Origin of the sequence: Siphonobacter sp. SORGH_AS_0500, from assembly GCF_031453245.1 — a bacterium.
Taxonomy (GTDB): domain Bacteria; phylum Bacteroidota; class Bacteroidia; order Cytophagales; family Spirosomataceae; genus Siphonobacter.
This window is the reverse complement of sequence record NZ_JAVIYT010000001.1, coordinates 202,837-223,596: the sequence shown is the minus strand read 5'-3', so window position 1 is coordinate 223,596 and position 20,760 is coordinate 202,837. Positions and strand designations below refer to the sequence as shown.

General features: G+C 44.9%; 11 protein-coding genes. 3 read left to right on the top strand and 8 right to left on the bottom strand.

What is annotated here, in order from left to right:
• Positions 1-539: 539 nt before the first annotated feature.
• The 6 genes from QE357_RS00990 to rnr all read right to left on the bottom strand — a co-directional run bounded on the left by QE357_RS00990 (position 540) and on the right by rnr (position 12,235).
• Positions 540-2,162: an Ig-like domain-containing domain gene (locus tag QE357_RS00990; RefSeq protein ID WP_309705079.1), complete on the bottom strand. Its 1,623-nt coding sequence runs from the start codon at positions 2,160-2,162 to the stop codon at positions 540-542.
• Positions 2,143-3,033, bottom strand: a complete 891-nt coding sequence (locus QE357_RS00985; RefSeq protein WP_106636425.1) for a class I SAM-dependent methyltransferase — start codon at positions 3,031-3,033, stop codon at positions 2,143-2,145. Before QE357_RS00985 ends, QE357_RS00990 begins: the two co-directional genes overlap by 20 nt.
• A 136-nt stretch (positions 3,034-3,169) precedes the next feature.
• On the bottom strand, positions 3,170-5,032 hold the full coding sequence (mnmG, locus tag QE357_RS00980) for a tRNA uridine-5-carboxymethylaminomethyl(34) synthesis enzyme MnmG (protein WP_106636424.1): 1,863 nt from the start codon (positions 5,030-5,032) through the stop codon (positions 3,170-3,172).
• Positions 5,033-5,170: 138 nt separating this feature from the next.
• Entirely contained in the window at positions 5,171-5,587 is a 417-nt protein-coding gene (ybeY, locus tag QE357_RS00975) for an rRNA maturation RNase YbeY (RefSeq protein WP_106636423.1), read from the bottom strand.
• Between the two features lie 226 nt (positions 5,588-5,813).
• Positions 5,814-9,269 (bottom strand): DUF4175 family protein, encoded by a 3,456-nt coding sequence (locus QE357_RS00970; RefSeq protein WP_309705074.1) that lies wholly within the window; start codon positions 9,267-9,269, stop codon positions 5,814-5,816.
• 581 nt (positions 9,270-9,850) lie between these two features.
• Positions 9,851-12,235: a ribonuclease R gene (rnr, locus tag QE357_RS00965; RefSeq protein WP_309705073.1), complete on the bottom strand. Its 2,385-nt coding sequence runs from the start codon at positions 12,233-12,235 to the stop codon at positions 9,851-9,853.
• A 223-nt stretch (positions 12,236-12,458) separates the two neighbouring features.
• On the opposite strand from rnr, the gene QE357_RS00960 reads away from it, so the two are divergent.
• The 3 genes from QE357_RS00960 to QE357_RS00950 all read left to right on the top strand — a co-directional run bounded on the left by QE357_RS00960 (position 12,459) and on the right by QE357_RS00950 (position 15,004).
• Positions 12,459-13,490 (top strand): rod shape-determining protein, encoded by a 1,032-nt coding sequence (locus tag QE357_RS00960; protein ID WP_106636421.1) that lies wholly within the window; start codon positions 12,459-12,461, stop codon positions 13,488-13,490.
• Positions 13,491-13,570: 80 nt separating this feature from the next.
• The gene (mreC, locus tag QE357_RS00955) at positions 13,571-14,407 is read left to right on the top strand and encodes a rod shape-determining protein MreC (protein ID WP_106636420.1); all 837 of its coding nucleotides are present in this window, start codon (positions 13,571-13,573) and stop codon (positions 14,405-14,407) included.
• A gap of 93 nt (positions 14,408-14,500) precedes the next feature.
• Positions 14,501-15,004 carry a hypothetical protein gene (locus QE357_RS00950; RefSeq protein WP_106636419.1) on the top strand — a complete coding sequence of 168 codons (504 nt, stop codon included), beginning with the start codon at positions 14,501-14,503 and terminating at the stop codon, positions 15,002-15,004.
• Between the two features lie 337 nt (positions 15,005-15,341).
• Here QE357_RS00950 and QE357_RS00945 read toward each other — a convergent pair whose 3' ends face one another.
• Together QE357_RS00945 and tatC are read right to left on the bottom strand one after the other, a co-directional pair.
• Entirely contained in the window at positions 15,342-19,289 is a 3,948-nt protein-coding gene (locus tag QE357_RS00945; protein WP_309705067.1) for a S8 family serine peptidase, read from the bottom strand.
• Between the two features lie 394 nt (positions 19,290-19,683).
• Positions 19,684-20,574: a twin-arginine translocase subunit TatC gene (gene tatC / locus QE357_RS00940; protein ID WP_307141695.1), complete on the bottom strand. Its 891-nt coding sequence runs from the start codon at positions 20,572-20,574 to the stop codon at positions 19,684-19,686.
• Positions 20,575-20,760: the final 186 nt, after the last annotated feature.

Below are 20,760 nucleotides of genomic sequence, written 5' to 3'. Positions count from 1 at the left end.
AAAGCCGGTGGAAAAGTGAATAAATTTTTTTTCAAAAACACTTGATTGGATCATCGTTGATTAAATCACGGCTTGTCCACACTTACCCACATCTTTGTGCACATCTAATATACTGATTTACAATTAAATTCTATTTACCCACATTTTGAAGAGTTATACACCGTGGAAAAGTGGATAATTTTTACCCCTGGAAAAACGGTTAATAACTAGTTCATGATTCGGGGATTACTCGGGAGTTTTCAACGGATAACTTTCATTTTCAGTCTTTAGGGATTGGATTGTGGATAGCCCTATGAATAGTCCACAGGCTTTTTCCCCACTATCCACAGCAAAAAGCCGGTTTATCAACGTTCTTATCCACAGAAAGTTTGGACATTTTTAATTTAGAATGTAGCTTTTCCGTAGTCCCCTATTTTAGGACCCAAAATGACTTTTTCCACCGGACTTTTCCACATAGTAAAAAGGCCTTTTATCGGTCTTTTCAGGCATAAAAAAGCCCGTCCGAGTGGGATAGGCTTTTGATGGGGATAAGCAACTGGCTACAATGAAAAGTCGTTACCTAGTAACTCGAAATTGGCCTTAAGCTTAATATCATTCGGAAAGACGATGACGGGCTCAGGCGGAATGAATTCATCAGGATTACCCGCATCCCATTTACCATTTTTATTCAAATCCAGAATGAGCCTTAACTTATAGGTTCCCGGAGGGACGGCGGTAAAGGTATAAGGGCTCTTATTAGGAATGCTGCGAATCACTTTGAAATCGGCTGCACTTAATAACTCGACCATATAATTCGACTGGACGTTTCGAACTTCGCCACTGATGGTCCCGTACTTTTCGGGATCACGTAATGGATTCAAATTTTTTACGGCCTGCACGGTATCTTCTTCAATGGAAATGAAAGTGCCTTTCGGAAAAAGGCTGCGAACGTCGCGTTTGAATTTTAATTCCTTTTCGATCTTGAATTCCGTTCGATAGGCATTCCATTCAAAATCGTTAGCAGTGAAATTAACATCGCGAATAGTATCTTCCTGAATGCGGACCAATAGCGGATTAAAGCGGGTGATGGGTTTGTTGAATACCATCTGCATTTTAAAAACCTCGTCTATGTCTTCTCCACTTTTCGGCGTTTGTTTTACTTCCAGAGATTCGCGGGTATCCGCATCACGTTTGCCTTTTTCGCGGAAACGAATTTTTTGATCGCTGGTAAAATTGCGACCCAGAGAATCCTGAACGGTAACACTGGCCCGTAAGGTATCCGTAGAATTGATGGTATTATAAAACCGGATCTGGTTGGATTCCATCAGAGCGTAAGGCAAGCTGTCACCCGCAAATTTAACCTTAACCGAAGTAATGCCTCTGGGATAAATCAGAGAAAAAGTCCGGGATGTTGCCAGCGTCTTGGGGGTTCGCTGCGGCGACTGGTCAGCGTTTGTAATTTTAAGAACGGGCGAATCCGTGAAGCCGGGTATGGTAATAGGGTTGGGGTGAAAAGCGATGGCTTCTTTTTCGGTATTATATAAAAGGTTATTGTTAACGTCTTTCAAAGCCGCTAGCCAGTACCGTCCCGGAGCCATATTTTCCAGATTAAATCGACCGGAGCTGTCGGTCTTCGTCAGGTAATAAGGTTTGTTTTTCGAAAACTTCAGGGTGTCACTTACCTGGTATAATCCGACCAGAGCATCATACACCGGACGGTCAGTAAGTAACTCCTTCACCGTTCCCTGCAAGCGAAGCGAGTCAAGTTGAGTACCTGTACTGAAAACCAGTTTAACGTTCCGGGCAGGGTTGCGTTCGGTTACATCCTTGAATGCATTCCGAAAGTTTAAGGTGTAAGTGGTGTTGGGGCGGAAGTCTTTTTCGAAAGTAATCCGCACGCCTTTGGGGTAAGTTTTAAAGTCAAACGTTCCTTCAATGGCGGGGGTAATAAGTAACTGTTGATTCAGGTTATCGATGTTGATATACTCATCAAAATCCAGCTCAACGATTTTCCCTTTAAAGTTCGTCGTTAGATTTTCAGGTACCTGGCGAGCCACTTTCGGGGGCGTTAAGTCTTTTTCTCCACCCGACGGCGAACTCTGCTGGGCACAACCCGCCAGCCCGATCATCCATATGATGGCCCAGCATAATGCGGTGAAATGGTTACGCTTTTTTGAATACATAAATAAGGCTGGAGTAATTGTTCTGATGGCTTTTGGCCCACTGATTCGAGCGAAGCCCTTTCCGTACGGCTTCCACATAATTGATTTTACCATCCCGGTATTTCGTGCTGAGCATACTCACGTAAAACGAATCGAAAGGCATGGGTAAGGTTTGCGTCAGTGTAAATCCTTTTTCTGATACTAATTGTTGAATGGCCTTTTGTGAGAAGTGATACAGGTGGCGGGGTACGTCGTAAGCGGCCCAGTATTTACCGTATTCCTGAGCATCGAAAGACTGCAAATTGGGAACCGCAATGACCAGATGACCCTGATTCGCTACCCGATCTTTCAGCCAGTTTAGGGTTGCATCGAGTTGATGAATGTGCTCTAACACATGCCACATCGTAATCATCTGAAAGGTCTCCCCTGCATAACTTTCGAGAATGGAAGACTGAATATGTTCAGCCGTTTGTTCGACTGCAATTTGGCGGGCTCCGGCGTCGGGTTCAATGCCTGCTACTTGCCAGCCGTCCTCTTTACATACTGATAGAAACATGCCCGTGCCGCAACCCACATCGAGTAAGCGACCTTTTTTAGGGCTTAATTCATTGACCAGTTTGAGCTTGTTTTGAAGCGTAATCTTCCGAACACTGTGATAAGCTTTGGCGACTAATCCCTGTTTGGTATTACTGTGAGAGATATAATCGGTCGATTGGTAATAGGCTCCAATTTCATTTTCTGCGGGACGTGGATTTGTAAAAACAAAGCCGCAGGACTGGCATTGCTCCAGTGTGAATTCTTCCTGACTAACAGTATAATCCTTGCAAACCAGGTAGGGGGTACGTCGCTCCCCTTTGCACACTGGGCAGCAACTGAGGGTTTCCATTTTCATGCTTCAAAAATAGCCGATGAGTTTTGATTCCCTGAGCATATCGGTCGAGCATCTTTCATGACTTCGTTAAATATGCTTAAGGCTAATAAAAAACCCCTTCGCGGAGGAAGGGGTTTTCATAAGAAAGTCTGGATGGCTATCGGCCCAGATGCACCATCAGGATTGAAATATCCGAGGGAGATACCCCACTGATGCGGGAAGCCTGGCCCAGCGTTTCGGGACGAATACGGGTTAACTTCTGCCGACTTTCAATAGATAAGGCCGTCAGTTTGCTATAGTCGAAGTTAGGATGAATGACCAGATTTTCAAGGCGACTCAGTTTTTCCACCTGACTTCGCTCCCGTTCCATGTAGTCCTCATACTTCACATTGATCTCCGCCTGCTCCAGAATTTCGTCTGAATATAGGCTCCGTAGTTCCGCTGTAGCAGTGCTCAGGTCAAGAAGTCCGTGAATATCCAATTCTGGACGCTTTAAAAGTTGGTATAAATTGGTTTTTTCCCGCAATAAAGCTGAGTTCTGACGCTCCAGACCCACATTTGCCTCTTCGGGAGTAACCTTCATTTTTTTGAGGTCATCGATCAATCGGGCGGTCATCATCCGCTTTTCCTGCACCTTTTGGTAGCGTTCTTCCGAAGCCAGCCCCAGTTGATAGCCTTTTTCAGTTAAGCGAAGATCCGCATTATCCTGACGAAGCAGGGTTCTGTATTCGGCCCGGGAAGTAAACATCCGGTAGGGTTCTTCCGTACCTTTATTAATCAGGTCATCGATTAAAACCCCGATGTAAGCCTCTGAGCGATGCAATACAAAAGGCTCTTTTCCGTGAACTTGATTGTGTGCATTGATACCTGCCATGAGTCCCTGGCAAGCGGCTTCTTCATAACCTGTCGTTCCATTAATCTGTCCGGCAAAGAATAACCCCTGAATCAGTTGGGTCTCCAGCGTAGACTTTAACTGGGTTGGAGGGAAGAAGTCATACTCAATAGCATACCCCGGGCGGAACATACGTACCTGTTCAAAGCCGGGAATTTTTTTCAAAGCAGCATACTGTACATCTTCAGGCAGTGACGTTGAAAACCCATTGACGTACACTTCAACGGTATTCCATCCTTCAGGTTCTACGAAAATCTGGTGACGATCTTTATCCGCAAAACGGTTGATTTTATCTTCGACGGAAGGGCAGTAGCGAGGACCTAATCCTTTAATCCGACCCGCAAACATGGGCGATTTCTCAAACCCAGTCCGCAGAATTTCGTGGACTTCGTGATTGGTATACGTAATCCAGCAACTGCGTTGTTCTTGCAATACGGGCGTATCCAGGTAAGAAAATTTACCGGGTAGCTCATCTCCCAGTTGTTCTTCCATTTTAGAATAATCCAGACTGCGAGCATCCACGCGTGGCGGCGTTCCGGTTTTCATTCGTCCGGCTTCAAAACCTAATTGAACGAGTTGTTCCGTAATGCCAGTCGCTGCTCGTTCAGCGGTACGTCCTCCTCCAAACTGTTTTTCACCAATATGAATTAATCCATTCAGGAATGTTCCGTTGGTTAGTACGACAGATTTGGATTTGATTTCAATACCGAGCTGGGTGCGAACGCCGGTTACTTTACCCTCTTCCACCAGAAGTCCTGAAACCATTTCCTGCCAGAAATCGACGTTTTTATTTTGTTCCAAAGCCAGACGCCATTCTTCCGCAAAACGCATCCGGTCGGATTGGCATCGGGGAGACCACATGGCTGGACCTTTCGAACGGTTGAGCATGCGGAACTGAATCATGGTTTTATCAGAGATAATACCTGACATACCCCCGAGGGCATCTACCTCCCGCACAATCTGACCTTTGGCTACTCCACCCATGGCTGGGTTGCAGGACATCTGGGCAATGGTATTCATGTTCATCGTAATGAGCAATACCTTCGATCCCATTTGAGCCGCCGCATGAGCCGCTTCACATCCGGCATGGCCGGCTCCCACTACTATGACATCGTACTCGTTAAACATCTTTTTGTATGTTACTCATTTTCAGTACTTAGTGCTTTGTATGAGTAAACGTTAGGGCTGTGTGAATTTTTGTAATTTTTGAATGTTTCACGTGGAAACTTATTTTTTTATCAAAAAGTAATGTTTCACGTGAAAATATTAAGGTCTTAAAGCCAGATAGTGAGACTCTAAACGACGCATTTCAGCTTCCTCTTCATCCGTCTTATCCAGATACCCCGAAAGGTGTAAGACGCCATGCACGAGTACCCGACAAAGCTCGTCGTAAAAAAGAGTATTGAGTGAACGGGCATTGTCTTCAACTCGTTCCACGCTTACAAAAATATCTCCGCTTAATAGACTCTCTTCTTCTGAGTTATCAAACGTAATGATATCTGTATACGTATCATGATCCAGATACTCAATATTGATCTTGTGTAGATACTCGTCAGAGCAGAAAATATAATTTAACTCATGGATTTTAAATCCTTCAGCCAAGGCAACCGTGTTAAGCCAGCGACGAGTTTTTTGTGGAAATGGGACTTTAAATTCTACGTCCTCTATGAAATAGCGAATCATTCAGAAACAAATTGAGAATCACAAAGATAAGGCGAATTCAAGTAGGATAGAAGCCTGAAAATGAAACGGTGGATAACTCTGTGGAAAACCCGGTGGATAAGATCGTGCATAACTAACGACCTGACTATTAATAACGTACAAGCTGGTGCTGCAATCTAACAATCACAGCAATCATAAACCTGAAGCAAGAAAAAAGCTGAACCTTTCGATTCAGCTTTCAGTAGGATTAACGAAGTTTTTTAAAGTACTGATCCACTTCCTTTTTATAGAACGGAGCCAGAGAGGGCGGAACCGTTCGTAATAACTCGGTCTGCTTTTGCTTCTCCTTTACGTACTGTTCAAAGGCAGGGGGGACTTTGGGAGGAAGGGGTTTTGCCGTTTCTGATTTCCTTTTTTCGTCCTCTTCCTGTTGCTGAATCGCCTTTTCAGACTCCAGTAAGCGGGTCAGAATATCCTTATTACGGTTAATGGTATTTGGAGTAAGCCGCTTATTAACCAAATCTTCTTCCGTCTGATCCATCTTTTTCATAAGATCATTCGCTTCGTTTTGCAATTTCTTACCTGCTTCTGTTCCTTTCAGCCGTTCCATAGCTTCCTGCAATTGTTTGCGAATAGCCGCCTGTTGAGCAGCCATCTGTGCCATTTGCTCGGAGAATTGTCGACCCTGTTTATTACCACCCTGCTGCATCTGCTGCATTTGTTGATTCATTTTCTCCTGCTGCTTACTCATGCCGGGGGCGTTGCCTTTTTGTTTTTTGCCTTTTCCTTTGCCGGAAGCCATCATATTCATGGCGTTATCCTGCATTTGCTTGAGCACGTCCGAGAGCATCAGAGCCAGGTTATTCATGTTCGTCATGGCAAACTGCTGGCGAGCGGTGGCTTGGGACAGTTTCCGCTCACGGATCGACTTGGCAGCATCGTCCATATTTTTCTTCATACTGCCTACTTCGCGGGTAACAAATGCTTCAATTTGCATGACGCGTTTCGCCAGGGAGTATAAACTGTCTTCAATGATCTTGGCATCATCCTGCATTTTGATTTGCTCCTGAGCCAGTTTTACGAAGCGAGGATCAGCCAGTTGAATGCCCCGGAACTCCTTCATTAAGCGTTCCTGATCAAAACTCAGGTGAACCAGATTTTCCAGAATATCGCGTAGGTGATCCATGTTTTCCTGATTCTCTTCCATCTCCGCTTCCTGTTTCATGTCCGACAGTTTCTGAGCCAGTTTCTGCATTTGCTGGGCGGCCTGCTTCTGCTTTTTAGCGGCTGATTTCTGATTGCCCTGCTTCATATCCTGCATACTCTGTTCCTGCTGTTTGGAGATGTCTTCCTGCTCTTGCTTGCCCATATCCATGTTTTCCATGTCTTTGAGCTCTTTATTTAGTTCTTCCACCTGCTTCAGCTCTTCCTTGACATTCTTCATGTCATCCTGTAGTTTCTGCTGTTCCTGCTGAAGGGGAGAGGCATTTTCATCGGCCTTTTGACTCTCTTTAGAATCCTGATCTTTCTGGTCGGTATTCTGATTTTTCAAAGAGTCCTTTTCGTTCTTATCATTTTTAGGATCCTTAGAGTCCTCATTATTTGAATCGTTCGGCTGATTTTTATCTGATTTCTGATCTTTACCCGGATCCGTTTTCTGAGCTAATTGTTCCTGATTTTCAGCCAGTTTTTTTAACTCTTCGATAGACTTATCCAACTTTTGTTCGCGTTGCAGACGCTTGAATAACTGCATCGCCCGATCCAGATCTTTCTCGGCATTACGCTCCTTTGACTTCAGGCGATCCAGCAAGTCCAGCATGCGTTCGTCCTGATTTTTTTCCAGCATTTCCTTGAGTTGCTCATAGAGTTTATCCGAGTCGTTTTTCATTAACTCATTCATGAGCTTCTGGAGCTGCTCGAACTTCTTAGCTAACTCGGGTTTCTGTTCACTGAAACGTTGCTGCTTTTCGGTTAAGCTTTGGTTCAATTCCTGTAACTGCCGGATTTCATCCTGTAGTTCCTGCCGCTTTTTCAGCAGTTCTTCTACCTGTTTTTTATCCTGATAATCCAGATCACGTTTGTTCTTCAGGCGAGTTTCCAGAGCTTCGAGTTCCTTTTTGAGTTGCTGAGCTTTACTCAAAGAGCGGTCCATCTGATGCTCGGTTTTATCAATGGCCTGTTCAATTTCCTTGTCAATCGCTTTTTTAGAAGGGATGGAATAGTTCATTACGCCCGTCTTGGCTGCTTTTGCTCCATTGACGCCATCATTATCCCATACCTGAACGAAGTATTCAATCTTATCGCCCGGGGCCAGTCTAAGACTATCAGTAGACCATTGGTAATAAAAACTCTGAATGGTTTGGCCTTTAGAGAAGGGAATACCCAGAGAAGCATATGCTTTAGGCTCAGGCTTGCCTTCCCGCTGGATGCGATAAAAAAGTTTGAGATTCGATACCCCATAGTCATCCCCAATGTTTCCACCTAACACCAGATAGTTATATAAAGTAGAATCGCGGTATTGTTCGAGTGAAATGGTAGGATACTTATCGGGAATTACGTTCAGGAAGAAGCTAACCGGCTCGCGATTGTTAGCGTATTTATTTTTCAGAAAAACCTGATACTCGCCGGATTTACGAGCTTGTTTAGCAAAAGAAAATCCTCCAATCAGGGCCTTTTTCGCAGTCTGTTGTCCAGTTTCTCCTTCAAAAGCCAGGTTAACAGCATCTGTTTCAGACGCGTCAAATTCCCATTCAATGCGGGTTCCTTCAGGAACGGAAAGGTTACCCGTGTTTTCTACGGATTCAGTGGGTTTATTAAGATAAGCCGGGTAATGGAGGTTCACCGCAAAACCCGTCAGATTAGGTCGGGCAATGAGATCAATTTCGTACGCACGAGAGGTATAACCCGCTGCTTCAAACTTAAAATCAATATCCTGTTGCACTTTGCGGAAGGTGTATTGGTAATGCCGCTGATCGGTCGATTCCATCTTGAAGCGTCGTCCTTCGAAAGTCAGATACACGGCTTCGGGAATGGCTTCGCCCTGAAGCCTTAATTGGACGGTATAGTCCTCGTTTCTGAAAGCTTGTAATTCTTTGTTTTCAAGCAGGAAAGTAAAGGGAGCCTCTTCCGCAAATTCATTGGTGAAATAAACAATCCGCGTCGTGGATTTGGTAAAAAACTGCGGCCAGACAAGGAGAATGGCTGCTATGACCAAAGCCGGTATGGCTACGAACTTGATGTATTTTTTATTCTCATTGAGCTTAACCGCATCCGCAAATTTGACCAGCGTCAGTTGCTGTGACTTCTGCTCAATAGAAGCCAGGATTAACTCGTTCTGGTTATGATTCAGTCCAACGAGTTGAAGCGTGTTTAGTAATCGATCACCCACTTCCGGGAAAAAACGTCCAATCTGCTGAGCGGCTTGTTCATTGGAAAGGGGCTTCTGTTTTCCGTATAAATACACCAATGGTTTGATTACCCAGAAGATGATGGAAAACAGAAAGACGGCGACAAAACCAAAGAAAAGAACCGTGCGGAAGATCGTGCCGAAATGGCCGAAATATTCGAGGGTATTCAAAAGCAAATAGGCCGAAAGCACCACGGCTGCCGAAAAGAGAATACCCTTTAACAGCAAGTTGGTATAAAACTTTCGCTTGTATTCGTCCAGTTGCCCTAATAGAGTAGAGATTGGAGAGTGTTGCATAGAGTACAGAGGCCTTTAGAGTAAATGCTGTATGAAGCGTATACCGAAGTATAGATCAGTCGTGTATTTTAAACGATTTAAGTTACAAAAAATTTATTAATAACCGGTAAAAGCTTCGGTTTGCGTTTATTAATTATTTGATAATCATACAAATACCTTAGAGATAATCTGTCAATGAAATTCAAATAAAAGTAAGTAGGCTTTTCCCTTCGTACGAGCGGGTGTAGAGCTTACTTGGCCTTGGGAAGATTTCTTTGAATGTTACTTCCCCGGTCTGGATGGATCCGGATGAAATTCGGGGACACTGGTTGGTATTTATAATTATCGCACACCTGTGGGGACATCATATCATCAGGGCCTGTCATCCAGAGCGAAGCGAAGGACCTTATTTCCTTCTTCTAACTTATGGGGTCATAAGGTATCATTATCAATCTTAAAAGCCAAGGTCTATTCCTTCGTTCAAAAGAAGAGGTAATAGGCTCTATCATTTGGTAAAATGTCATTTTGGAAGCATCGCTCATCTTCTAAAAAAAAGAACCGGATCTTATCGACCCGGTTCTTAAATAATTATTATTTAGTAATTAGCGTTTTTTTCGAGAAGAACTATTTCGATTTTTATCTCTTGGCGAAGAGCTGGAAGGCTTACGATTTCGGTTCCCACCGCCTCGGTTCCCACCCCTGTTACCTGAGGATGGAATGGGTTTGAGTCGGGGAGACTCGCCCGTAGTCAAGATGCCTAATAATTCCAGATCAATGATCCGGCGACTTAAGTTGGCTTCTTTTACCTTCACCCGAACGTTATCTCCAAAGTTGATAATACGTCCTGAATTCTGACCTACTAATCGGAAATTAGCAGCATCCAGATCATAATAATCATCTTTCAAATCACTCAAGCGAATCATACCTTCACTGGCGGTTTCTTTGATTTCCACGAATAAACCAAACTCGGTAACACCTGAAACCATACCGTCGAAGACTTCGCCCTGATGCGACTGCATGAACTCAACCTGTTTGTATTTAATACTGGCCCGTTCAGCTTCGGCGGCCATTTTCTCGCGTTCGGAGCTGTGCTTACAGCGACCTTCGTATTCGTTCCGGTTCTCTGAATTGCCGCCGTCTAGGTAATGTTGAAGCAAACGGTGAGCCATCATATCCGGGTAACGACGAATGGGAGAGGTAAAGTGCGAATAATGAGCAAAAGCCAAACCAAAGTGACCAATCTCTTCCGTCGAATAGCGAGCTTTGGCCATCGTTCGTACGGCCAGGTTCTCGATTAGGTTTTGCTCGGGCTTACCTTCCACTGCCGTCATCATGCGGTTGAGCGAGCTGGCAATGTTCCCCTCTACATTGACCTGATAGCCGAAACGAAGAGCAAAATCCGCAAAGGTCTTCAAGCGATCTTTATCGGGAGCTTCGTGAATTCGGTATACCATCGTATTACGAGGCTCGTCTTTCTTGAGATTAAAGACAAATTCCGCTACTCGCTTATTGGCCAGCAACATGAATTCTTCGATCAGCTTGTGAGCGTCTTTCCGAACTTTCTGATATACATCGAGAGGCTTCCCATTTTCATCCAGACGGAATTTAACTTCAACCGTTTCAAAATTGACCGCTCCTTTACGGAAACGCTCAGCCCGTAGTGTTTTGGCCAGATCATTCAACACGTGCAAATCTTTCTGGAAATTAACGGTGGCCTCTACCTTTCTCTTTCGGCCTTTGGGCTTGTCCGTAGCTTCTGGCGTGGCAGGCGTTTCACTTTCTGTTAATTCAGCTTCCAGTAACTCCTGAGCTTCCTCGTAACTAAAGCGTTTATCCGAGTGAATGATGGTTCGGCCAAACCATTCATTGATAATTCGGGCCTTGTCATCAAGTTCAAAGACGGCTGAAAAGGTCAGCTTATCTTCATTAGGCCGAAGCGAACAAAGGTTATTGGAAAGCTTTTCGGGTAACATCGGCACGGTCCGGTCAACCAGGTAAACCGATGTAGCTCGGGCGTAGGCTTCTTTTTCCAACTCCGTTCCCGGCTGGATGTAATGGGTAACGTCGGCAATGTGAACGCCTACGCGGATATTACCATTTTCGAGATACTCCATGGAAAGAGCATCATCGAAATCTTTGGCATCGGCGGGGTCAATCGTGAACGTAGTAATGGGGCGGAAATCCCGACGCTTTTTAACTTCTTTCGGGGTGATCTTCTCCGGAATGGCTTCTGCCGCCGCTGTGATGTGTTCTGGAAATTCATTGGGTAAACCAAATTCGGCCAGAATTGCGTGCATTTCGGTGTTATTATCACCCGCATTTCCTAGTACAGTTTTAACCCTACCTTCGGCCCGCTGCCCTTCTACGGGGAATTTAGTAATCTCGGCGATTACTTTCTGACCGTCTTCTACGCCATTAAAATCTTCACTTCGAATGAAAAAATTCGTATAAATCCGGCGATTGTCGGGATAAACGAATCCATATTTTGGACTCATCTGTTCGAAAGTTCCTACAACTTCCTGCCGGGTTCGGTGAAGAACCTCCTGCACCTCGCCTTCGGGACGATAGCCAGAACGCTTACTGCCTTTCCAGATCGAAATCCGTACCTGATCGCCATCCATGGCAGAATTCAGGTTATCCGTTGGAACATATACGTCAGGCTCGTCGGGTTTGGCGTCGTCCAGCACAACAAACGCAAAATTTTTGTTGGTGTGTTCTACCCGGCCCGTGCGGTAACGTAAGCCCGTATCTACCTGATACTTACCTTGAGCGAAAAGTAATTTTCCTTCTTCGTTGAGCTCTTCGATCATGAGGCGATAAATCTCCCGCAGGGACTTTCCCCGTACATCCATCTGATCGCATAACTCCGAAATAGTGAAGGCTTCTTTGTAATTAATATCAAAAAAAGAGTGAATTTCGGCTTTAAGTTGATTGAGGAAACGTTCTTCTTTCGTGACTGTATGATTTTCTTTTGAATTTTTTTTCATGTAAATTATATCGTTACGTACTGATTAACAGATGGTTGAGTGAATTGGTTCTGCGTTGGAATTTATTACATACAGATTGGAAATACCTATACTACCGGCAAATAACAACTAAAGTTAAAGTTGTATTATTTAAAAAACGTTTCGAAGATATTTCTTCGAAGATTGCCTAATTTTGCACATTCCTAAGAATTGAACTAAAAAAACTGACGCTCAGAGGCTTCCAATGGCATTATTCGATTTCCTAACCAGCGACATAGCGATCGATTTGGGCACGGCCAACACGCTCATTATTCATAAAGGCAGAATAGTAGTGGACGAACCCTCTATTATCGCCCTCGATAAAACCACTGGCAAAGTACTGGCCATTGGTCATCGAGCCATGCAAATGCACGAAAAAACCAACGAAAACATCAAAACGATACGTCCCCTTAAGGATGGCGTTATTGCCGACTTTACGGCAGCCGAGTTGATGATTCGGGGGATGATTAAAATGATTGACGAACGCAAAGGCATGCGTTTCTTCACCGCTTCTCACCGCATGGTAGTTTGTATTCCTTCCGGTATTACCGAAGTGGAGAAACGAGCTGTAAAAGATTCGTGCGAGCATGCCGGTGCAAAAGAGGTGTACATGGTACACGAACCCATCGCCGCAGCCTTGGGTATCGGTATCGATATTCAGCAACCCAACGGTTCCATGATTGTGGATATCGGAGGGGGAACAACGGAGATTGCCGTGATCGCACTTTCGGGTATCGTTTGTGAAGCATCCGTTCGCATTGCCGGGGATGTCTTTACCCGTGATATTGTGGATTACATGCGTCGGGAACATAACCTCCTGATTGGCGAGCGTTCGGCTGAGATGATTAAAATCGAAGTAGGAGCAGCCTTACCCGAACTGGAAAACCCACCCGCGGATTTCGAAATCCGTGGTCGGGATTTGATGACGGGTATTCCGAAAGAAATTAAAGTAACGTATTCGGAGATTGCATATGCCCTTGATAAATCGATCTCGAAAATTGAGGAAGCTACCATGAAGGCTCTTGAAACGTCACCTCCAGAGCTTTCGGCGGATATTTACCACAACGGTATTCACCTGACGGGTGGCGGTGCCTTATTACATGGATTGGACAAACGTCTGGGTGCAAAAACAAAACTTCCGATTCACATCGCCGATGATCCTCTGCGGGCTGTCGTTCGTGGAACGGGCGAAGTATTGAAAGATCTGGATAAATTTAAGGCCGTTCTTATTAGTTAATTTCAGGACAGCGTAAAACGTAAGTAACCCAGGCCTCAACTGACTCGGTTACTTACGTTCTCATTTTTGCTTCCCGTTGCATGAATTCGCTTTTTGCTTTTATAGCCCGGCAGCGGGCCTTTATTTTATTCATCCTGCTCGAAGTTTTAAGCTTGTGGTTTTACTTCAAGTTTAACAACTACCCAAGCTCGATTTATTTCCACACGTCCAATTATTACGTGGCCAAAAGCCTTCAGTTACAGGCTTCCGTCACGCAATATTTGAATCTGGGGCAGGTAAATGCGGGCTTGGCGGCTGAAAACGCCCGTTTGAATGCGGAGTTAACCAAGCTCCAGAATAAACAGGTACCCAGCGTTATTAACTACAAAGCGGATTCAGCGGTTGCTACGCGGTTTCAGCCGGTGGTAGCCAAAGTGGTGAAAAACTCCATCGTTGTGGCTCAGAATAACTACCTCACCCTCGACAAGGGCACAGCGGATGGCGTTCAGCCGGGAATGGGTGTTATTTCTCCCACGGGTGTAGTGGGTATCGTTAAAGGCTGCTCCGAGCATTTTTCTCTGGTAACTTCTATTCTGCACATTGATCCGCCCATGCGGGTTTCTTCGGAGGTACGACGTAGCGGAGAAATTGGTTCCAGCCGTTGGGAAGGACAAAATACCGAGATCGTGAAGCTCTTCGATGTGTCGCGTTATAAGTCGGTAAAAATGGGGGATACTATTGTTACTTCGCATTTTAACTCCGTTTTCCCGGCGGGAATTATGGTGGGCACTGTTAAAAAATTAGGCGTTAGTTCAGACCAGACGTTCTGGGATATTGATGTAAAACTTGCGACGGATTTACGTAACCTGTCCTACGTGTATATCATTAATAATCGCCTTCAGAAAGAGCAGGAACAACTCGAAAGTACCGTCAAGTAAAAGAGTTTAGCGGTTTGAGTTTAGGGTTTAGAGTTAATAACGAACTCCAAACTCCAAACATAAAAACCCTAAACCCAAACCGCATTTAACCCCATGAATCGAAATATTTTAGGTATTGCCTTTTGGGTAGTTCTTTACTTATTGCTTCAGGTCTTTTTCTTTCGAAGCATGATCCTTTTCGATCATGCCTTTTGCTTTATATACATTGCCAGCGTTCTTTCTTTGCCTTTTGATACTCCCAAAACCTGGGTGTTGTTGTTGGCCTTCGTCTCCGGCTTCTTCGTCGATTTCTTTTATAATACGTTAGGATTACACGCGGCCTGTACGGTTTTTCTGGCTTTTGCCCGTCCCGGTATTCTGAGGTTATTAACACCTGCCCGAGGATACGAAGAACGTAACGAACCTACACTGGAAGTGATGAATCTCTGGTGGGTGATTCGCTATACATTCATTGCCGCATTACTGCATCATGCGTTACTTTTCAGTCTCGAATCTTTAAGCCTGGCTTTGATTGCTCCGACGTTGATTAAGATTATAGCCAGTACCTTTTATTCGACATTGGTTATCGTTATTCTTCAGTTCTTTAGAGGAAACTAGAGGTTGTACTGTGGTTAACTACTAATAATTCTTTCCTGTCATTCAGAGCGTAGCGAAGAACCTTACTTATGAGTTGCGAGTAATAGTTTCTGATTGAAATTAATGAGCCTTTTCCAAAAATAGTCCCATGCCTACAGAAGGTCTCTCTCTATGTTCGAGATTACAGGCGAAGGAATAGACCACCATAAAAAATGCGACTCGCTGAAACGAGTCGCATTTTCCTTTTATTCCCGTAGAGACGTCGATTGATCCCGTCTCATGCTTTCCATTTCAATTAATCTGTTTACTGTAACCGGGTTTGATTAGGCTAAACAGATTAATTGAGGTCTCTACGGACTTAATTCTTGATAAACCGTTGACTTACCCGTTCATGTTCGTCGATAATCTGCACAAGATATAATCCGTTACTCCAGCGGGAAACGTCTACGTCAAGGTAATAACCCGTTCCTAACGGAGACATCTGCTGCGTTAGAAGCGTTTTCCCATCACTACTCAAAATAGTTGCCGAGACATTGGAAGCGGTAGGGTTATCATATTCAATGCGAATACGTTCCTGAGCCGGGTTCGGTGATACCTTGAAAATAGTTGTCTTCTGAACGGGTTCCACCGATGTAATAACCACGGTAACGGCCTGCGAACGGGCTTTACAACCAGCCGATTGCGTAGTTTCCACCTGGTAAGAACCCGATTGCCCAACCAGATAGGTTTGAGATGAGGCTCCCGAAATCAGCGTACTATCCCGATACCATTGATACGCCGTTGCTGCGGAAGAAGTTAGCTGTAAGTCCTGACGGTTAATGGTCGGAATCGTTACAGCCTGACTGCGTACCACTGTAGCGGAAGAGGTCGTCTCACAACCCGAAGGTTCCGAAACTTTTACTGTATAACTTCCAGCCTGGTTGAGCGTATACGTCGACGAAGTGGCCCCAGAAATCGTCTGGTTTTCTTTGTACCATTGATAGATGAATCCAGTTCCAGTGTTAGCCTGTAAGGTGAGGGTTCCGTTCTGGCACACCAGGGCACTATCTCCGGCGGTAATGCGGGCAGGCGAGGTAACCGTTCCTACTGTTACGGGCACTGCAACCCGATTACTGGAACAACCGCTGGCTTTTACTTTCAGATCGTAGAAGTAATAATAGTAGGTATAAGCGGCACTACCAGCTCCATTCCCCGTAATCGAAAAGATATTACTGATACTGAATGGATAAGGCTTGGTGCTACTGCTCAGGTTTCGGTAAATCGTAGCTCCATTGCCGTATGCAATCTGAATTTGATAATCTCCCGCCGGAATGTTCAGTCCGAGTGGGTAAATGGCCCCATTATCACTAGCGTCGTCCGTACTGGCACCCGTTGCCGCCGGATTTCTAGTAGCCGTTACATCCAGCGTTACACTGGAGAATATATTTCCCGAAGCATTAACAACCGAAAAAGTAATCGTACCGCTATTGCCAATGTATAATCGGGCACTTTCCAGTACTACCGGAATATCGGCATGTACAGTAATCGCAGGTGTAAACTGGTTATATCCACCACCCGGATAAACCGATTTATTAGCCGGGCCTACCGTGCCGCTGAATTCGTTCAGGCTGGCATAGATCATACCAGAGGCGGGTTTCTGAGTAATAGAAGTGGCATTACCAATGGCGAGTAAGTTACCTCCACTGGGCGAATCGTACCAGAAAGCAGTGCCGGAAGCAGAGTTTCGCAAGGTTACCTTCGTATCTGTTCCGCAGGTTTGAGCGGTAGCGACGGGAGTAACCAGGGCTGCACTCGTCCGCGTTTGCGTTAATCCATCATTGCTGGATTGTTGATCTCCCGGTAAGGCTGTGGTAACAGTAATGGTATACGTTTTGGTAGCTTCGGGTGTAAACGATCCCGTCAACCACACATTTTTCTGCTGAAAGGCATTAATACTGGTCTGGCCGGAAAAGGTGGCTACCGTGGTAGATCCCTCTTTGATTTGAGCCGTAATGGGGATAGAAGATTGATTTTCTGTACCAAAATTCTTCACCGTTACCTGCACAGAAGTACTGCCGCCGGAACAAAAATTCACTTCGGGCGAAAGCAATGCGGTTATGCCTACGTCTTTGGCAGGCGTAACAATTTTCAATGCGTATTGCTGCGTTTGTCCGGCAGTATAGTTACCGCACGCCGTAATAGCTGTTGAGCCTTCTTGAGTAATGATTCGTAAGGGAATGAATTGCCCGGTAGTGACGCCCGAAGGAATAGTAACGGTTCCGCTGAATAGGCCTCCACTTTGCAAAACGGATGAAGTTCCCAGCGTTTCATTCGCATCTTCGAAATCACCGTCCAGATTCCAGTCGGCAAAGATTTTTACCGTTTTGCTGGTGCTGGTTCCGTTACAGTTTGCTACGGTAATTTCATAATTAATGGTCTGGCCTGTAGATACTTCAGCGATTTGGTCTGCAAATACGAGATTTGTTGAACAACCTTCAGGTAAGGCATTATTGATGGTACCGAAAACGACTTTACTGATTTTACTGACATTCGTATTGGTTGCCAGAGCCGAGCAGTAGGCCGTTCCGCCAATACCGCTCATGATTAAACTATAAGCCTGAGGGGCGGATAAACTGTTTTTGTGAGAAACGGTAATGGTATAAGTCCGGCCGGGAACGGGATTCTCAATGACAACCTGCTCAACATTATCCCGGATATTATCTCCACGAGTGGCCAGAGCGGAAGGATTTTCAGGATCGAGAATGTAGGGAAGGCTGGTCGTTGTTCCATCTGAAATCCGAATATCCAGGTCATTCACTAATCGGGGTGTACGGTTATTTAAAGCCGCCGCATTGACGGTTAAGGGCGTTGCTTCGGGATCAATCCAGGCGATGGTTACGACTAGCGGACCTTTACCGGAAGCAATCACTTGTTGCGTGTAGGTTTGCCCTGAGCTTAATTCGCGTTCAGCGATGGAGTAACTCTTATCCTGATTAAGAATAGCCTTGGCGGCTTTCTCCATGTTCAGTAATCCCCAGCCGTAGGTATAATCTGGCCCCTTGTTTCCGGCCTCATCTGCGGTATGGATTACTAATCCTTTCAGCGTGGAAGAACGCATGAACTGGTTGTTATTCTGCTGACTGTAAAGCTCCTGTAGCAAAAACAGACTTCCCGAAACGTTAGGGGATGCCATCGAAGTGCCTGAAAGCGTAGCATACGCATCGCGGGCCGACGAAGTAGAAGAGAGAACATTGACTCCATCGCCAACGATATCAGGTTTAATACGCCCATCGTCGGTAGGTCCAGTGCTGCTGAATGAGCCTAGCTGCACATCTGAAGCATAGTTATAACCCTGAGGTAAGCCATACACTGCTCCAACGGTCAGGATATTTTTTGCCGTAGCATAGGTTGGAATATTATCAAAAGCTCCATTGCTCTTGCGGACTTTCGTACTGGTTGTAGAACCCGAACCGATGCTATACGAAGCTCCGTCGGCGGGTTTGTTGGTTCCATTGGCATCGCGGTCATTACCCGCCGCAAAACAGATCAGGTAATTGGGTGAGTTAACGGCAATGCGATCCAGCGATTGAGCATTAGAGCTATAATAGCCAAATTTATAATCTTCTGTTTCGCTGACGGCATCGGTGCCGTACCAACGCCAGGTCGTGCCGTCTTCGTCCAGTTGCCAGCCCGCCAATTGTCCGTAGGAGTGATTGGAGATTAACAAACCCGAAGCAGCACTGGTTATTTCTGAAATATCATTGTTAAAATCCCAGGCCCGAAGCGAAGCTCCCGTAGACATACCTTTGGCTAATGGGTTAACTCCACTGGCAATCATTGTTCCGGCCACGTGCGTAGCGTGTGAGTTATTACTCGTGACGTTATCTACCTGCGTTACCCGACCTGAAAATTCCACGTGATCTGGGCGAACGGCCCCACCGTCCCATACGCCTAAACGGCCATTCATAACGGAGCTTCCACCCGTAAGACTTAATCCCAGACTTCCTCCCTTTTGAAGCGTATTCGTGCGGGTTGTTGCGGCGGCAATTACGTTCGAAAAAGTAGTTATATATACCGGTTCTCCGAGAGCATCAAGCCCTTGAAGTTTAATACGACGACCATTGGCATACAGCCGCTCGACAAACCAGCCGCGTTTATTGACAAGATCCAGAGCTTTCGTATAGGAGGTCTTTTCCTGATCGGCCAACTGGCGAGCCGCCTTTTCCAATAATTGCGTTTGTTTCTGTGAATAAAGTGAAAGAGGTTTTTGGGCCAGGGCAGGATAGAAGACCAATGATCCTAGTAATACCAGTATATATTTTTTCATTTCTTGCGGGGTTACTATTCAAAATACGATACGTTAAAAGTAGGGGTGATGTTGCAGGTTTCGACGGGTAATGCGTTGATTATTATTATTTGGCAAGGCACCTTAAAGTAGAGACGCGATTTGTCACTTCTGGTCAAAAAGATGATGATACGTTTCAGTAGGTTATCAACTTCTTTCCTTCATCCAGAGCGAAGCGAAGGACCTTATTATCTTCTTCTAATTTATTAGGTCATGAGGTACCGTTCATAATCTAAAAGTTTCCCCTGATCTCTCCATTCTTTTGAGATATCAGTTAAGGAATATATGCTTGTTATCCACAGTGAAACTTCGACTGTGGGAATAATGGCAAATCGGTAACTAACAAAAAAGCCCCTGATTTCTCAGAGGCTTTTTCCTAGTTATTTTCTCTAAATCGAGCTTCGTTTTCTTCTGCAATTTCGCTGGCAAGTCGGGCTTTTTCCCGTTTATTATTCACTCTTGCCGAAACGAAAATACTGATTTCATAAAGTAATAATAAAGGAGCCGTTACCAGCATCTGACTGAATACGTCGGGTGAAGGAGTAATAACCGCCGCAATAATCAGGATAACAATGAAGGCGTGTTTCCGATAGTCCCGCATGAACTTAGGAGTCATAATCCCCACCTGCGATAACACGAAAATGATCATCGGTAACTGGAAAGTCAGACCGCAGGCCAGAACCATCATTACCAGCAAACTCACATAAGAAGAAATATCTACCTGATTTTGAATGGATTCATCAATCTTAAAATCAGCAAGGAAATTAATGGCCAGGGGACTGACCACAAAATAACCGAAGGTTACCCCGCAGAAAAACAGGAGCGTTACCCAAAATACCGACCCCCGGGAAGCACTAATTTCCACATCCCGAAGACCTGGTTTAATGAATCGCCATAATTCCCAGAAGGCATACGGAAAGGCTAGTGATAAACCAATGAAAAAGGAATAGGTAATGGCCATCATGAATTGACCCGTCATTTCCCGGTTAATCAGAATGAAGTCAATTTTCTGAACGCATAAATCAGGAGCATTCACGATCTGGGCTAAATCGCAAAGCTTGCGATAGGTCCAGAAATCGGGTCGGCTGGGAGCCAGGATAATGCCATTCCAGATTTCGTTATGAAAAGCAAACGCCAGAACGGTAAAGACGATAATGGCCGCGAGTGCCCGGATGATGTGCCAGCGAAGTTCCTCCAAGTGTTCAATGAAGGTCATTTCACCGCCCGTTTCTTCTTCATTTTCGTCCCAATGTTGATCCAGAGGCATTGTATAAATGTTAAATATGAATAAAAATTTCGGCTATACTGATGTTCAAAAGAGTAAATTAATAGATCAGAGCCGAACGTTTCAACCTTTGACTATCCATTTTTTGCTCTTCAATAAAAAAGATCGTTTGAAGCAGTTGATTTGAAGAGTAAACTTCAAAGCTTTTAAACTGTTTCAAACGATCTT